This window comes from Streptomyces sp. MS191 (assembly GCF_008042125.1).
GTDB lineage: Bacteria > Actinomycetota > Actinomycetes > Streptomycetales > Streptomycetaceae > Streptomyces.
The window spans coordinates 53,472-67,694 of record NZ_RDBI01000068.1; the positions used below are offsets into that span (position 1 = coordinate 53,472).

The 14,223-nt window shown below is 71.5% G+C and carries 14 protein-coding genes and 1 pseudogene; 3 read left to right on the forward strand and 12 right to left on the reverse strand.

Translation table 11 applies throughout. The features are described from left to right. Positions 1-614: TetR/AcrR family transcriptional regulator (locus EAO71_RS32550; protein WP_147981437.1), on the reverse strand; the 614-nt coding region annotated here is incomplete at its 3' end. Between the two features lie 88 nt (positions 615-702). On the opposite strand from EAO71_RS32550, the gene EAO71_RS32555 reads away from it, so the two are divergent. Beyond that, positions 703-1,116: a DUF4345 domain-containing protein gene (locus EAO71_RS32555; protein WP_147981423.1), complete on the forward strand. Its 414-nt coding sequence runs from the start codon at positions 703-705 to the stop codon at positions 1,114-1,116. Between the two features lie 24 nt (positions 1,117-1,140). Here the strand turns inward: EAO71_RS32555 and EAO71_RS32560 are convergent, their stop codons facing one another. From EAO71_RS32560 to EAO71_RS39355, 8 genes and pseudogenes are all read right to left on the reverse strand, one after another. Continuing rightward, positions 1,141-2,115 carry a Gfo/Idh/MocA family oxidoreductase gene (locus tag EAO71_RS32560; RefSeq protein ID WP_147981424.1) on the reverse strand — a complete coding sequence of 325 codons (975 nt, stop codon included), beginning with the start codon at positions 2,113-2,115 and terminating at the stop codon, positions 1,141-1,143. Position 2,116: 1 nt separating this feature from the next. Next, entirely contained in the window at positions 2,117-3,427 is a 1,311-nt protein-coding gene (ligA, locus tag EAO71_RS32565) for a protocatechuate 4,5-dioxygenase subunit alpha (RefSeq protein ID WP_147981425.1), read from the reverse strand. A 25-nt stretch (positions 3,428-3,452) separates the two neighbouring features. After that, entirely contained in the window at positions 3,453-4,373 is a 921-nt protein-coding gene (locus EAO71_RS32570) for an amidohydrolase family protein (protein ID WP_147981426.1), read from the reverse strand. A 2-nt stretch (positions 4,374-4,375) separates the two neighbouring features. After that, entirely contained in the window at positions 4,376-5,065 is a 690-nt protein-coding gene (gene ligK / locus EAO71_RS32575; RefSeq protein ID WP_147981427.1) for a 4-carboxy-4-hydroxy-2-oxoadipate aldolase/oxaloacetate decarboxylase, read from the reverse strand. A gap of 16 nt (positions 5,066-5,081) precedes the next feature. Then, a complete protein-coding gene (locus EAO71_RS32580; protein WP_147981428.1) occupies positions 5,082-6,107 on the reverse strand; it encodes an amidohydrolase family protein in 1,026 nt (341 codons plus the stop codon). A gap of 26 nt (positions 6,108-6,133) precedes the next feature. Continuing rightward, the gene (locus EAO71_RS32585) at positions 6,134-7,345 is read right to left on the reverse strand and encodes a 4-hydroxybenzoate 3-monooxygenase (protein WP_147981429.1); all 1,212 of its coding nucleotides are present in this window, start codon (positions 7,343-7,345) and stop codon (positions 6,134-6,136) included. Positions 7,346-7,449: 104 nt separating this feature from the next. Continuing rightward, positions 7,450-7,845: an IclR family transcriptional regulator domain-containing protein gene (locus EAO71_RS37980; RefSeq protein ID WP_261992455.1), complete on the reverse strand. Its 396-nt coding sequence runs from the start codon at positions 7,843-7,845 to the stop codon at positions 7,450-7,452. A gap of 19 nt (positions 7,846-7,864) precedes the next feature. Then, positions 7,865-8,068 (reverse strand): annotated as a pseudogene (locus EAO71_RS39355) (translation initiation factor IF-2); the annotation flags it as partial. Positions 8,069-8,200: 132 nt separating this feature from the next. Between EAO71_RS39355 and EAO71_RS32600 the strand changes: the two are divergent. Further along, on the forward strand, positions 8,201-9,355 hold the full coding sequence (locus EAO71_RS32600) for a sensor histidine kinase (protein WP_261992456.1): 1,155 nt from the start codon (positions 8,201-8,203) through the stop codon (positions 9,353-9,355). After that, positions 9,352-9,999, forward strand: a complete 648-nt coding sequence (locus EAO71_RS32605; protein ID WP_147981432.1) for a response regulator — start codon at positions 9,352-9,354, stop codon at positions 9,997-9,999. Before EAO71_RS32600 ends, EAO71_RS32605 begins: the two co-directional genes overlap by 4 nt. 69 nt (positions 10,000-10,068) lie before the next feature. Here EAO71_RS32605 and EAO71_RS32610 read toward each other — a convergent pair whose 3' ends face one another. The 3 genes from EAO71_RS32610 to EAO71_RS32620 all read right to left on the reverse strand — a co-directional run bounded on the left by EAO71_RS32610 (position 10,069) and on the right by EAO71_RS32620 (position 14,175). Further along, positions 10,069-11,379, reverse strand: coding sequence for a type III PLP-dependent enzyme domain-containing protein (locus EAO71_RS32610; protein WP_147981433.1), 1,311 nt, complete (start codon positions 11,377-11,379; stop codon positions 10,069-10,071). A gap of 146 nt (positions 11,380-11,525) precedes the next feature. Next, positions 11,526-12,830, reverse strand: a complete 1,305-nt coding sequence (gene lysA / locus EAO71_RS32615; RefSeq protein ID WP_222723606.1) for a diaminopimelate decarboxylase — start codon at positions 12,828-12,830, stop codon at positions 11,526-11,528. 25 nt (positions 12,831-12,855) lie between these two features. Next, positions 12,856-14,175: a M20/M25/M40 family metallo-hydrolase gene (locus EAO71_RS32620; protein ID WP_147981439.1), complete on the reverse strand. Its 1,320-nt coding sequence runs from the start codon at positions 14,173-14,175 to the stop codon at positions 12,856-12,858. Positions 14,176-14,223: the final 48 nt, after the last annotated feature.

Genomic DNA, 14,223 nt, shown 5'->3' on the forward strand with positions numbered 1-14,223 from the left:
CCCGGTTGCGCGACGTCTGCGTCGGCGCGGTCCTCGGCGAGCAGCGGTCGCAGGGCGCCGAGGACCGCGCCGACGCAGACGTCGCGCAACCGGGTGCGGGTGCAGGTCTCGTGGGTGAGCCAGTCGACGGTCAGGACCTGGACGAAGACCAGCCAGCTCTTCAGGACGCCCGAGACGGCCTCACGGGTGCCCTCGTCCGCGAGGGGCAGGACGGCCAGCAGCCGCGCGCGGAGGGCGTCCAGCTCGTTCGTCATGATCGTCTGGATCACGGGGTCGCCCGCGAGGACCCGGTTCGCGGCGAGGACGGCGTGGCGGTTGGCCACGAAGTAGTCCAGATGGACGTCCATGCCCTGGGTCAGCTGGTCCACCAGGGAGTCCGCGGGGTCGAGCCGCGTCTCGGCGAGCAGCTGGTCCGCCGCCTGCTGGTAGACGGCCGCGAAGAGGGCCTGCTTGCTGGGGAAGTGACGGTACAGCAGGGCCCTGGAGACGCCCGCCTGTTCGGCGACCTCCTCCATCAGCACCTCGGCGTAGGGATGCGCGGCGAAGAACCGCGCGCCGACGGAGAGGAGTTGGGCGCGGCGGTCGGCAGGGGCGAGTCGCTTGCGGGGAGGCACGAGCGCATCTTAGTTGACATGCGTCTACTGGCACGCCACCTTGAGTGGACACATGTCAACCACGTGTGTCCGACCACGGGGAGGGAACATGGCCAGGGCCTTACGCGCACTCGCGCAGGTGATGGGCTGGAGCTGCGTGGCGATCGGCCTGCTCCACGTGGCACTCGGCAACGCGGCGATCCCCGGCGCCGGTTCCGCCGGCGCGACGGTCGACAGCTGGGGCCGGTTCATGGGAGCCGCCTTCACCGGCTACGGCCTCGCGTGGCTCTGGGCCGCGCGGCAGCGTCCGATCCCGGCCCGGGCGGTGCGATGGCTGGCCGGTGTCTTCCTGCTGGGCGGCGTGGGCCGACTCCTCTCGCTCGCCGTGCACGGCCTGCCGCACGGGTTCCAGATCGCGCTGACCGTGCTGGAGCTCGGTCTCCCGCCGGTCTTCCTCCTGCTCGCCGACGCGGACGAACGGCTCCCGCGCGGCGAAGGGGAAGGGGTGCCGGCCGGGCGCTGAGAGCACCCGGCCGGCACGACGGAGCTACGACCCGGGGACGGCGGTCAGCTGCTCCTCCAGGGCCGCCAGCGTCCGGTAGCAGGACATGACCTGGGCGATGGAGGAGTTCGGCTCACGGCCCTCGCGGATGGCGGCCACGAACTCGCGGTCCTGCAGCTCGATCCCGTCCATCGACACGTCGACCCCGCTGACGTCGATCTTCTCGTCCCTGCCGGTGACCAGGTCGTCGTAGCGGGCGAGGTAGGTGCCGTTGTCGCCGATGTAGCGGAAGAACGTGCCGAGCGGCCCGTCGTTGTTGAACGACAGCGACAGTGTGCAGAGGGCGCCGTTCTCCGCCCGCAGCTGGACCGACATGTCCATCGCGATGCCCAGCTCGGGATGGATCGGCCCCTGGACGGCGTTGGCCTGCACGATCGGCGAGCCGGTCTGGTACGCGAACAGGTCGACGGTGTGCGCCGCGTGGTGCCACAGGAGGTGGTCGGTCCACGAGCGCGGCTGCCCCAGCGCGTTGAGGTTCGTGCGGCGGAAGAAGTAGGTCTGCACGTCCATCTGCTGGATGGTGTACTCGCCGGCCCGGATCTGCCGCCGCACCCACTGGTGACTCGGGTTGAAGCGCCGCGTGTGGCCCACCATGGCCACCAGCCCGGTGCGACGCTGGGCCGCCAGGCAGGCCTCGGCGTCGCCGAGCGAGGCGGCCAGGGGGATCTCCACCTGGACGTGCTTGCCGGCGTCGAGACAGGCCAGCGTCTGCTCGGCGTGCAGCGGGGTCGGGGTGGCCAGGACGACGGCGTCGACGTCGTCCATCGCCAGCACCTCGTCCAGGGAGGCCACGGCGCGCCCGACGCCCTGCTCCGCGGCGAACTTCCGGGCGCTCTCGAGGCTGCCGCTCACGACGGCGGCCACCTCGACGCCCTCGATCCGCCGGAGCGCGGCCGCGTGCTTGGCGCCGAAGGCGCCGCCGCCGGCCAGGGCCACCCGGAGGGTTCGGTCGTCGGTCATGTCAGTTCGCTCCTTCGGCGGGCCCCTGGGCCCGGGGGTGGTTTTCCAGGATCAGATGGCCGACGGCGGTGTTGGACGCCGGCACATGGTAGAAGCGGTGCTTGACGTCGACCCGCCCGGACCCGTCGACGTCGCTCATCGCCCCGCGGGCGATCAGCCACATGACCAGCTCGATGCCTTCCGAGCCGGCCTCCTCGACGTACTCCAGATGCGGGACCCGCGACAGGCCGGCCGGGTCGTCGACCAGCCGGTCGAGGAAGGCCCCGTCCCACTCCCGGTTGATCAGGCCGGCGCGCGGACCCTGCAGCTGGTGGCTCATGCCACCGGTGCCCCACACCTGGACCTTGAGCGGTCGGGCGTACGACTCGATCGCCCTGCGCAGCGCCTGACCGAGGCGGAAGCACCGGGCGCCCGAGGGCACGGGGTACTGCACCACGTTGACGTGGAACGGGATCACCCTGCACGGCCACTTCTCGACGTCGCCGAACAGCAGCGACAGCGGGACGGTCAGACCGTGGTCGACGGTCATCTCGTTGGCGAGCGTGAGGTCGAAGTCGTCCCTGATGAGCGAGTGCGCGATGTGCGCGGCCAGATCGGGGTCGCCCTCGATGCCGGGGACGGGACGGGGCCCGTACCCCTCGTCGGCGGTGGCGTAGGCCGCGCCGGTACCGAGCACGAACGTCGGGATCAACGACAGGTCGAACGCGGACGCGTGGTCGTTGTAGACCAGGAAGACCACGTCGGGGAGGTTCTCCTTCTCCCACTCCCTGGAGAACTCGTACCCCTCGAATATCGGCCTCCAGTACGGCTCTCCGGTCTTGCCGTGGTCCATCGCCGCGCCGATCGCCGGCACGTGGGAGGTGAAGACCGCGCCGGTGATCGTCGCGTGCTCGGCCGGCGGCGCCGGATCGGCGTAGGCCGCCTCCAGGACGGCGTGGTCGATGCGGTTGCCCTCGACGGAGCGGCCGCCGCCGACCATCATCGCGCGGTACTCCTCCTCGGTCATCCCGGTCATCGAACCCGCCATCTGCTGGAACGAGAACCCCAGCGTCGCGCCCCACTTGGCGAGGAAGTAGATGTTGCCGCCCTCGCGCACGGCGGCGTTGAGGTCGCGGTCGAGCAGCGCCCGCTTCTGCTCCTCCCGCAGCGGCCACGCGTCCAGGTAGGCGCGTTCGTCGGCGAGATAGGCCTCGCGGTTCTCCGCCGTCATCAGCGACATGCAGAACTGGTTGAGGTGGTAGCCCCTGGCGGACTGCTCGGCGTCGAAGACGGTCGTCCCCGGCACCAGTTTGTAGGTCTTGTCGAGCGGCATGGTCGGGCTCCGATCGTGGGGCGGGTCAGCCGGCGTCCGGCCAGTACAGGCGCATCGGGTTGTCGACGAGGAGCCTGCGCAGCAGCTCCGGCGTCGGCGCGATGTGCGGGAGGAAGTCGACGAGCAGCCCGTCGTCGGGCATGTGGGACACGAGGTTCGGGTGCGGCCAGTCGGTGCCCCACAGCACCCGGTCGGGGAACTCCTCGACGACGCGTCGGGCGAACGGGACGACGTCGCGGTAGGCGTGCCGCTCCCCGTCGAGGGCGGGCGGGCCGCTCACGGTGAGCCGCTCGGGGCAGGTCACCTTGCACCAGACGTCCGGCCGCGCCCGCAGGAAGTCCAGGAACGCCCCGAACTCCGGTCCGTCCGGGTCCCCGGTGACATCGGGCCGGCCCATGTGATCGACGACCAGCGGAACCGGGATCGTCAGGAGGAAGTCGCGCAGGCCGGCGAGGTCGGCCGCCTCGAAGTAGACGACGACGTGCCATCCGTAGGGGGCGATCCGCTCGACGACGTCCCGCAGTTCCCGCTCCGGCGCCGCGTCGACGAGCCGCTTGACGAAGTTGAACCGCACCCCGCGCACCCCCGCCTCGTGCAGCTCCGCGAGTTCGGCGTCCGAGACCCCGGGCCGTACCGTCGCCACGCCCCGGGCCAGGCCCCCCGAGGCCCGCAGGGCATCGAGCATGGCGCTGTTGTCGGCGCCGTGGCAGGTCGCCTGGACCACGACGTTGCGGGTGAAGCCCAGGTGGTCGCGCAACTCGAAGAGCCGGTCCTTGGACGCGTCGCACGGGGTGTACTTCCGTTCCGGCGCGAACGGGAAGGCGGCTCCCGGGCCGAAGACGTGGCAGTGCGCGTCGACGGCCCCCTCGGGCACCCGGAGCCGCGGCCGGCTCGGGCCGGCGTACCAGTCCAGCCAGCCGGGGGTCTTCTCGGAACTCGTCGTCATCGTCAGTCCTCGTACCGCAGGCCGAGCTCGGCCAGCGGGCCGCGCATGCCGTACATGTCCAGGCCGAGTTCGCCGGCGCGGAACCGCAGCCGCTTGGCCTCCTCGCCCGCCTCGCGCCGGGCCGCCGCCTCGGCGACCTCGGCGGCACGCTCCCGCGGCACCACCACGACACCGTCGCGGTCCGCCACGACGACGTCGCCGGGCCTGACCAGGGCGTTGGCACAGACCACCGGGACGTTGACCGAACCGAGAGTGGCCTTGACCGTGCCCTTGGCGTTGACCGCCCTGGAGAAGACCGGGAAGTCCATCTCCTCCAGGTCGGCGACGTCCCGCACGCCTCCGTCGATGACCAGGCCCCGACCACCGCGGGCGCGGAACGAGGTGGCGAGGAGTTCGCCGAAGAAGCCGTCCTCGCTCTCGGTCGTACAGGCCGCGACCACCACGTCTCCCTCCCGGATCTGCTCGGCGGCGACGTGGAGCATCCAGTTGTCGCCGGGCTGCAGCAGCACGGTCACCGCCGGTCCGCACAGCCGGGCCCCCGGGTAGACCGGGCGCAGGTAGGGGCGCATCAGGCCCACCCGGCCCATGGCCTCGTGGACGGTCGCGACGCCGAACGCCGACAGCGCGGCGACGTCCGCGGGCTCGGCGCGGGTGATAGAGGTGTGGACGACACCGATCCGGGCGTGTTCCATGGGGCGTTCTCCTGGGTCAGTGGCCGGCGGCGGAGAGCCGGGCGGCGAGTCGGGGGTAGACGCGCAGGGCGTTGCCGGAGTAGACGGCGGCGCGTTCCTCGTCGGAGAGGTTCGGGGTGGCGTCGACGTACCGCCTCGTGTCGTCGAAGTGGTGTCCGGTGCGCGGGTCGACGTCGCGGACGGCGCCGATCATCTCGCTGGCGAACAGGACGGAGCGGCTGGGCACGACCCGGGTCAGCAGGTCGATGCCGGGCTGGTGGTACACGCAGGTGTCGAAGAAGACGTTGTCCAGCAGCGTCTCGGGGTCGGGCCGGCCCAGCGCCATCGCCAGGCCGCGGAACCGGCCCCAGTGGTAGGGCACCGCGCCACCGCCGTGCGGGATCACGAACCGCAGCGACGGGAAGTCGGCGAACAGGTCGCCCTGGACCAGCTGCATGAACGCCGTGGTGTCCGCGTTCAGGTAGTGGGCCCCGGTGGTGTGGAAGGCCGGGTTGCACGACGTGCTGACGTGGATCATCGCGGGGACGTCGTACGCGACCAGCGCCTCGTAGACCGGGTACCAGCTGCGGTCCGTCAGCGGCGGCGCGGTCCACCGGCCGCCCGACGGATCGGGATTGAGGTTGACCGTCACCGCGCCGAGCTCCTCGACCGCGCGCCGCAGCTCGGGCAGGCAGGTGGATGGGTCGGCGCCCGGCGACTGCGGCAGCATCGCGCCCGTCGCGAAGCGGTCGGGGTAGAGCGTGCCGACGCGGTGGACGAGGTCGTTGCAGATCCGCGCCCATGTCGAGGAGACCCGGAAGTCGCCGATGTGGTGCGCCATGAAGCTGGCCCGCGGCGAGAAGATCGTGAGGTCGCTGCCCCGCTCGTCCATGAGGCGCAGCTGGTTGCCCTCGATCGCCTCGCGGAGGTCGTCGTCGGTGATGACGAGGTCGTCGGGATCGGGCGCGTCCGCGGGGGAGCCGACCGCCGCCACCTGCCGGTCACGCCACCGCGCCAGCTGCGGCGGCGCCGTGGTGAAGTGACCGTGACAGTCGATGATCATGGGGTGTCTCCTGGGGGTCGTCGGGGTCAGCCCTGGGAGCGGACGGGCCAGCCGGTGTACTGCTCGGCGAGATAGGTGCGGCCGGCGCGCGTGCCCACCACGTTGTCCAGTTCGCCGAGTTGGCGCCGCAGGTCGAACGGCGAGCCGCCGGGCGCCGTGTGCAGCAGCTGGGTCATCCAGTGGGAGAAGTTCTGCGCCCGCCAGATCCGCTGCAGCGCGCGCGGCTGGTACTCGTCCAGCGCGGCGTCGCCCGCGGGGCCGAGCGCCCGCAGCAGGACGTCGGCCAGCACCTTCACGTCGTGCAGCGCGAGGTTGAGCCCGCGTGCGCCGGTCGGCGGCACGGTGTGCGCGGCGTCTCCGGCGAGCACCAGCGAGCCCCAGCGCATCGGCTCCTGCACGAACGAGCGGAACCGAAGCACGCTCTTCTCCAGGATCGGGCCCTCCTTGAGGCGGAAGCCGTCCTCCCCGGCCACCCGGGCCTGGAGCGCCTCCCAGATCCGGTCGTCCGACCAGGCGTCGACGGGCTCGTCGGGGGAGCACTGGAAGTACATCCGCTGGACGGTCTCGGTCCGCCGGCTGATCAGCGCGAAGCCGTGCTCGGAGTGGGCGTAGACCAGCTCGGGTGCGCTCGCCGGTGCCTCGGCCATGACGCCGAACCAGGCGAACGGGTACTCCTTGCCGTACCGCACCCGCCGGTCCTCGGGGACCAGGTTGCGGCACATGCTGCGCGACCCGTCCGCCCCGACCACGTACCGGGCACGGATCTCGTGCCGGGACCCGTCGGCCGCGGTGTACCGGACCCGCGGAGCACCGCCGGTGACGTCGAGGACCTCGGTGTCCGTCACGCCGAAGTGGACCCTGCCGCCGTCGCGGTCCCGCGCGTCGGCCAGATCGACGAACACGTCGGTCTGCGGGTAGAGCCACACCGACTCGCCGACCAGCTCCTTGAAGTGGATCCGGTGCGGCCGGCCGCCGAACCGGAGCTCGGTGCCCTCGTGCTCGTGGCCCTCGCGCAGGATCCGGTCGGAGACGCCGGTCTCGACCAGGTCCCGGGCCGCGTCGGCCTCCAGGATGCCCGCCCGCTGTGTCGTCTCGATCTCGTGCCGGGTGCGGGTGTCGACCACGATCGTCTCGACTCCGGCGCGCCCCAGCAGGTGAGCCAGCATCAGACCGGCCGGGCCCGCGCCGACGACGGCGACGGGGACCGGGGCAACGGTGTCGACGACGACGTCGGCCATGGCATCTCCTGATCAACGGTGAACGTTCCGAACACGTCGAACGGTGACACCCGGGGCCGCGGCCGGTCTCCGGCGTTTCCGTCAGGTGGAAGCCCGCGCGGATCTCAGTCGGCGGGGTGGGTACGCCGGCCGAGCTCGTCGGAGATCCCGTACGCGGCCCGCAGCAGCGGTTCACGCAGCCCGCGCGCCCGGTCCGCGCTCCGTGCCGTGATCACGATCCCCAACGAGGCGCTGACGGGACCGTTCCGGCCGATCCGCACGGGCGCCGCCACCGCGACCGTGCTCTCCGAGAGCTGCCGGTCGCTGACGAAGACCTGTTCGCGACGGATCCGGTCCAGCTCCGTCCGCAGGGTCTTCGGGTCGGCTTCCGTGTCGAGCGCCGGAACGGGTGACCCCTCCGGCACGGCGGCGACGACCTGGGAGATCCACAGCGGGCGCGCCGTGCCCGCCAGGAGGTGCCCCTCCTTCTCCAGGGCGGTCAGCGCTCCGTGGGCGAGCACGAGCAGGTCGGCCTCGGCGCGTCCCCGCCCCCGCCTCCAGGAGGTCCAGGGGCCGGTCCCCCCGGGCCCGCACGGGGTCGGTCAGGGCGCGGGCCAGGGAGGGGCTGCTGGGTGCGAGGGCGCCGGTCCTGCGGATGTCGCGAGCGGCTTCGAGGAGAAACATCCATCGCTCGGCATGGCGCTGCGCGATGACACGTTCATGCGAAGTGGTCCACTTTTCCATGGACTAAACGCTAGAAATGGTTCTGGGCCTTGAGATCCTCCGATGTGCGCCCGGCTACCCCTACGAAAGTAGGGGGTGAAGCGGGACGATGGTCGGAGTCCTTCCATGGAGCCCGATTCTAGAATTCTGAGCGTGAAAGCAAGCTGGACACTCCCTTCCGATTGGAGCGCCTATCCCCGCCGGGGCGTGGTGGTCCTGGCGACCGCGACGGCCGTTCTCAACGGTGCGGTGACCGCCGACGGCCAGTACCTGACGCCTCGCACCGCGGTCGCGGTGGTGAGCGGCGCGGCCTTGCTGGCAGGTCCCCGGCTTCCGTGGTTCGCGGCCCCGCTCACCGCGGTGGTGGCAACGGGGCTGTGGGGGTGGCCGATGCTGTCGCTGCTCCTCGTCGCCCTGTTCGACCTGGCCGCGTGCCGCCGCATCGCGATGGCCGTGGGCAGCTGTGCCGTCGTACTGGCCGTCAACTCGGTGGCACCGGAGACGATCTCCCTGTGGCGCCCCCAGCAGTACGGCCCTGTCCTCTTCATGCTCCTGGCCGTGGTCGGCGGGCTGTGGATGGGCAACCGCCGCCGTCTGGTCAGGGCGCTGAACGCCCAGGTCGAACATCTGCGCATCGAGCGGGAGCTCCGGGAGGAGACGGCGCGGGTGGCGGAACGCTCGCGCATCGCCGCCGAGATGCACGACGTGCTCGCCCACCGTCTGAGCCTCATCGCCCTCCACACCGGGGTCCTGTCCACGCGGGCCTCGACCCTGCCTCCCCCGGTCGCCGAGCGCCTCACTCTGCTGCGTACGGCGTCCACTGAAGCCCTGGCGGACCTGCGCGATGTCCTGGGGGCTCTGCATGAGCGCGGCCACACCACCGCCGACTCCCCTCCTTCCCCCGTCCTGCGCGACGTCCATGAGCTCGTCGAGCAGGCCCGGGAGGCAGGCCAGCAGGTCGAACTGCAGGTCAGCGGCGGAGCCGAGCAGGCACCGGCCTCGCACCGGCTGGCTCTCTACCGCCTCGTCCAGGAAGGCCTGACGAACGCCCGCAAGCACGCAGCCGGCGCACCCGTGCGCATCCGGCTGGACTACGGAGGGCCCGCCACCGTGGTGGAGATCATCAACGGCGCCGGCGAAAGAGCCGGGCACGGCACCCCCTCCGGTTTCGGACTGGTGGGTCTGGCCGAGCGCGTTCGCACCCTGGGTGGGGACCTCCACGCAGGGCCTCACGGAGTTGGCTCCTGGCGGCTCGCTGCGCGCATCCCCCGACCGGCACCCACGGCACAGAACGGCTCCCGCCCATGATCCGCGTGATGATCGCCGACGACGACGCCCTGGTCCGCCTCGGCCTGGCAGACCTCCTGGAGGGCGACGAGAACATCGACGTCGTCGCTCAGGCCTCCGACGGTCTCCACGCGGTCGAGCTGGCCACCGCGCACCGCGTCGACGTGGCCCTCGTCGACGTCCGGATGCCCCGCATGGACGGCATCACGGCCATCGCCCACCTGCGCGCCCTGCCCCACCCGCCGAAGGTCATCACCCTGACCACCTTCGACCTCGACGAATACGTCTACAACGCCCTGGCCGCCGGAGCCGACGGGTTCCTGCTCAAGGACACGGATCCGGCCGAGATCCTGCGCGCCGTCCATCTGGTCGCGACCGGTTCCGCGATGCTCCACCCCACTGCCGCCCGCCGCATCATCGACCGCTACCACCGGTCGGGACTTCCCCAGGCCGCCGGCGCCCGTGCGCGTCTGGACCGGCTCACACCCCGCGAACGCGACGTCCTGGCCCTGCTCGCGCAAGGAGACACCAACGCCGACGTAGCCGCCTCCCTGGGAATGCGCGAGAGCACGGTGAAGGCCCACGTCAGCCGCATCCTGACGGCTCTGGACGTCACCAACCGCGTCCAGGCCGCGCTCCTGGCCCGCGACGCCGGCCTCACCTGACGCGACCGGGCTCCCGCGACGAGAGAGGGGCGCCGGTACGGTCGCGGACCCGCACCGGTGTTCCCGGACTTACGGCGTGATCAGCGCGTCCGCGTGGCACCCGCCGCTCTCCTCCACCAGGTCGTCCAGCGACTGAGGTGTTCGTACGGGAACGAGCACGGTGTCACCGGCCTGGTGGAGGACTCCGTACACTCCCGGTCGCGGCAGGCTGTTGTACGCCCACGGCGCCGAGAAGTAGTAGGCCCCGGTGTCGTGCAGCACCACGAGGTCGCCTTCCGAGAGTGCGGGCAGCAGGCGCTCGTGCGCCACCACGTCCCCCGCGAAGCACAGCGGACCGGCGACGTCCTGGGGCACCACGGGAGTCGACTTGAGGGTGCCGTCCGAGGTGTGACCCGTGAGGCGTACGGGCCAGGCGTCGGGCATGAACACGGTACGGGTGGCGACCTGCGCTCCGGCGTGGGTGAGCGCGATGCGCCGGCCGCCCGCGCTCTTGACGTACTCGACCACCGCCGCGGTGAAGCCGTTCTTGGCGAGCAGCGACCGGCCGAACTCGGTGACCAGCTGGTAGCTGCCGTCGAACAGGGCCGGCCGGATGTCGGTGAGGACCTTGACGTAGTCCTCGAAGGTGGGCGCGGTCGTGTCGTCGGCGAAGTTGACCGGCAGGCCTCCGCCCAGGTCCAGGCTGGTGATCTGGCGTCTGCCGACGAACTCGTTGATCTCCTCCGCGAGTCCGTGCAGGGCAGCGAGTCCTTCCGCGATCAGCGGGAGGGGGCAGCCCTGCGAGCCGACGTGGGCGTGGAGGCGAGTGAGCCACGGGCGCTGCAGGAAGGCTTCGCGTACACGTGCGCGGGCCCCTGGGTCGTCCAGGGCGACCCCGAACTTGGAGTGGGGCGTGGCCGTGCTCATGGCCGCGATGACGCCGACCCCGACCTGCGGGTTGACGCGCAGACCGATGACGGACCGGGAGTCGGCGGGGCGCAGGGCGTCGATGCGATCGAGCTCGGCGAGGTTGTCCGCGTTCAGCGCGATCCCCAGCGTGAGCGCCTCACGGATCTCCGCCCGGGTCTTGACCGGCGAGTCGAGGACGATGCGCTCGGGTGGGAATCCCGCGGCCAGGGCCAGGCGGGTCTCACCGGGGCTCGCCACTTCGCAGCCCATACCGGCGTCCGCCAGGAGCCGCAGGACCGGCAGGAGCGGGCAGGCCTTGGCGGCGAAGGCGTGCAGGACGTCCGGCACCTGGGCGAAGGCGTCCTGGAGTGCGGTGACGCTGTCGCGTACGCCCTGGATGTCGATGAAGCCGGCGACGGGGTGACTCTCTCCGAGGACGCCCTCCCTCGTGGCCTCGCGCAGTGCGGCCTGAACTTCTTCCTGGTGCGGCATGCGTTTCCCTTCGTTTTCACGCGGGTGCGTCGTCCGCTCACCTCGGGTGAGGGGAGATGAGGGGCAGGGGTGGTGCTCGGGTGGGCGGTGCGCGTTCCTTCTCGACCGGTCGGGGCGCCGTCGCGATCCGTCCGGCGGAGGCGCGCTCACTCGACGTCGAGCCGTAGGACGTCGTCGAGGGTCTCCCGCCGGACGATGACGCGTGCGGTGCTGTCGCGGACGGCGATGACGGGCGGGCGGGGCTGGCAGTTGTAGTTGTTCGCCATGGACCGGTGGTAGGCGCCGGACGCGGGAACGGCCAGCAGGTCACCGATCGCGAGGTCCGCCGGGAGGGGGGTGGAGTCCACGATGATGTCCCCGGACTCGCAGTGCCGGCCGCAGACCGTGACGGTTTCCTCGGCGGTTCCCGCCATGGCACGACCCGCGCGGACCGCCGTGTAGGAGGCGTCGTACAGGGCGGGACGCATGTTGTCGCTCAGACCGCCGTCCACGGACACCCAGGTGCGCAGACCGGGGTGGCGTTTGATCGTGCCGACGGTGTAGAGGGTCACCGTGGTGGGGCCCGCGATCGCTCGGCCCGGCTCGACGGCCAGCCGTGGCATGGGGAGGCCCGCTTCGGCGCACGCCTTCTGCACCCGGTCGATGACGACCGGGGCGAGGTCTCGTACGTCCAGGGGCTTCTCGCCGGGTAGGTAGGCGATGCCCAGGCCTCCTCCCAGGTCGAGTCGGCGCAGCAGGACTCCGTGGGTGCGCGAGGTGTCCGCCATGAGGCCGACGAGCCGGTCGGCGGCGAGTTCGAAGACGTCCGGGCGCAGGATCTGCGAGCCGAGGTGGCTGTGCAGGCCCACGAGCTCGAGCCCGGGCGCCCTCAGGACCTGGGAGATCGCGCGGTGGGCGCTTCCGGTGGACAGCGGGAAGCCGAACTTCTGGTCGTCGGTGCCGGTGGTGATGGATGCGTGCGTGTGTGCCTCCACGCCCGGCGTCACCCGGATGAGGACCTGCTGGCGTACACCGTGGAGCATGGCGATGGCCGAGAGCCGTGCTATCTCGTCCTCGGAGTCGACGATGACGAGCGAGACTCCGTAGGCGACGGCCTCGGAGAGTTCGGCCGCCGATTTGTTGTTGCCGTGGAAGATCAGGGAGGCCCCCGGTACGCCCGCGCGCTGGGCCGTGCGCAGCTCCCCGGCGGAGCACACGTCGATGCCCAGGCCCTCCTCCTTGAGCCAGGTGGCCACCTGACGGCAAAGAAACGCCTTGCCGGCGTAGTAGACGTCGTGGCCGCCGAAGGCGTCACGCCAGGACCGGCACCGCCCGCGGAAGTCCTCTTCGTCCAGGATGAAGGCGGGGGTGCCGAACTCCTCGGCGAGGTCGCTCAGGAGCATGCCGCCGATCTTCATGCCTTCGGGGCCGCTGGTGGTGGTGACGGGCCACAGGTGCTGTGGAGGGTGCACGGTGTTTCCCCTTCGAGAATCGCGTTCAGTAGGTGGTCAGGAAGCGGTGGAGGACGCGGACTCCGAAGTGGAGACCGGTCAGGGGCACGCGTTCGTCCACTCCGTGGAACATGCCGAAGTAGTGCAGGTGAGGGTCGAGCAGGAGGGGTGAGAACCCGTAGGTGCTGATCCCGATCTTCGCGAAGGCCTTGGCGTCGGTACCGCCGGACTGGACGAAGGGCACGGGATGCGCGTGCGGGTCCTGGCTGCGGAGGGCGTCGGCCATGGCGGCGAAGGCCGGTCCTTCGTGGTCGGCCGAGACGGCGTCCTCGCAGTTGATGAACTCCCGCGACACCTTGGGGCCGAGGAGCCGGTCGACGGTCTCCAGGAAGGTGACTCGTGCGCCGGGAAGGAACCTGCCGTCCACCTCCGCCAGGGCGCGGGAGGGGATGACGTTCACCTTGTGGCCGGCGTGGAGCACGGTGGGATTGGCCGTGTTGCGCACGGTGCAGTCGAAGAGTTCGCCCAGCTGTCCGAGGCGTGCCGCCTCGTCCTCCAGTCGGGTGCGGTCGATGCGTGTCCCCAGGATGCGGTCGAGGGTGTCCAGCAGGGTGCCGACCGCGGGCGGGACCGCGGTGGGCCACGGGTGGGTGGTGAGCCGCGCGAGGGCGTGGACGAGTTCGGCGACGGCGTTGTCCTGTCCCGGACCCGATCCGTGGCCGGCGGTGCCCCGGGCGGTGAGCCGCATCCAGGCGGTGCCGCGCTCCCCCACGGCGACGGGGTAGACGCGTGCGTCCGTACCGGCGTACCTCGGGCGTGCGGTGATCGAGAATCCGCCCGACTCGCTGATCGCTTCCTCCACCCCGGCGAAGTGCTCCCTGTGCGCGGTGACGACGTGGCGGGATCCGTAGGCGCCGGTCGCTTCCTCGTCCGCCAAGAACGCGAGGACGAGGTCGCGACGGGGGCGGTGTCCGGTGCGCGCCCAGGCGCGGACGAGGGAGAGGGTCATGGCGAGGGTCCCCTTCATGTCCACCGCTCCGCGTCCCCACAGACAGCTGTGGTGGAGGTCGCCGGAGAGGGGGTGTCGGGTCCAGTCGCCGGGTTCGGCGGGCACGGTGTCGAGGTGCCCGTGCACGAGAAGCGGGGGCAGGTTCGGGTCCTGGCCGGTGATCCGCGCGAGCACGCTCGTACGGCGGGGCCGGGGCTCGGTCAGGGTGGCGGTGACGCCGGCCTGGTCGAGGGCTTCCGCGACGTACTCGGCGGCCTGTCGCTCGCCGGGTCCGGATTCGTCCCCGGCGTTGGTCGAGTCGATGCGCAGGAGGTCCGAGCAGAGCTGGGCGACGTCGCCGGCGAAGCCGTCGTGCAGACCGTGGGGTGGTGCGAGAGTCACGGGAGTCTCCGCGGAGGGTCGGGG

Coding starts and splice junctions, on each gene's coding strand:
- EAO71_RS32555 (WP_147981423.1), top strand. CDS start 703: ATGGCCAGGGCCTTACGCGCACTCGCGCAGGTGATGGGCTGGAGCTGC.
- EAO71_RS32560 (WP_147981424.1), bottom strand. CDS start 2,115: ATGACCGACGACCGAACCCTCCGGGTGGCCCTGGCCGGCGGCGGCGCC.
- ligA (WP_147981425.1), bottom strand. CDS start 3,427: ATGCCGCTCGACAAGACCTACAAACTGGTGCCGGGGACGACCGTCTTC.
- EAO71_RS32570 (WP_147981426.1), bottom strand. CDS start 4,373: ATGACGACGAGTTCCGAGAAGACCCCCGGCTGGCTGGACTGGTACGCC.
- ligK (WP_147981427.1), bottom strand. CDS start 5,065: ATGGAACACGCCCGGATCGGTGTCGTCCACACCTCTATCACCCGCGCC.
- EAO71_RS32580 (WP_147981428.1), bottom strand. CDS start 6,107: ATGATCATCGACTGTCACGGTCACTTCACCACGGCGCCGCCGCAGCTG.
- EAO71_RS32585 (WP_147981429.1), bottom strand. CDS start 7,345: ATGGCCGACGTCGTCGTCGACACCGTTGCCCCGGTCCCCGTCGCCGTC.
- EAO71_RS32605 (WP_147981432.1), top strand. CDS start 9,352: ATGATCCGCGTGATGATCGCCGACGACGACGCCCTGGTCCGCCTCGGC.
- EAO71_RS32610 (WP_147981433.1), bottom strand. CDS start 11,379: ATGCCGCACCAGGAAGAAGTTCAGGCCGCACTGCGCGAGGCCACGAGG.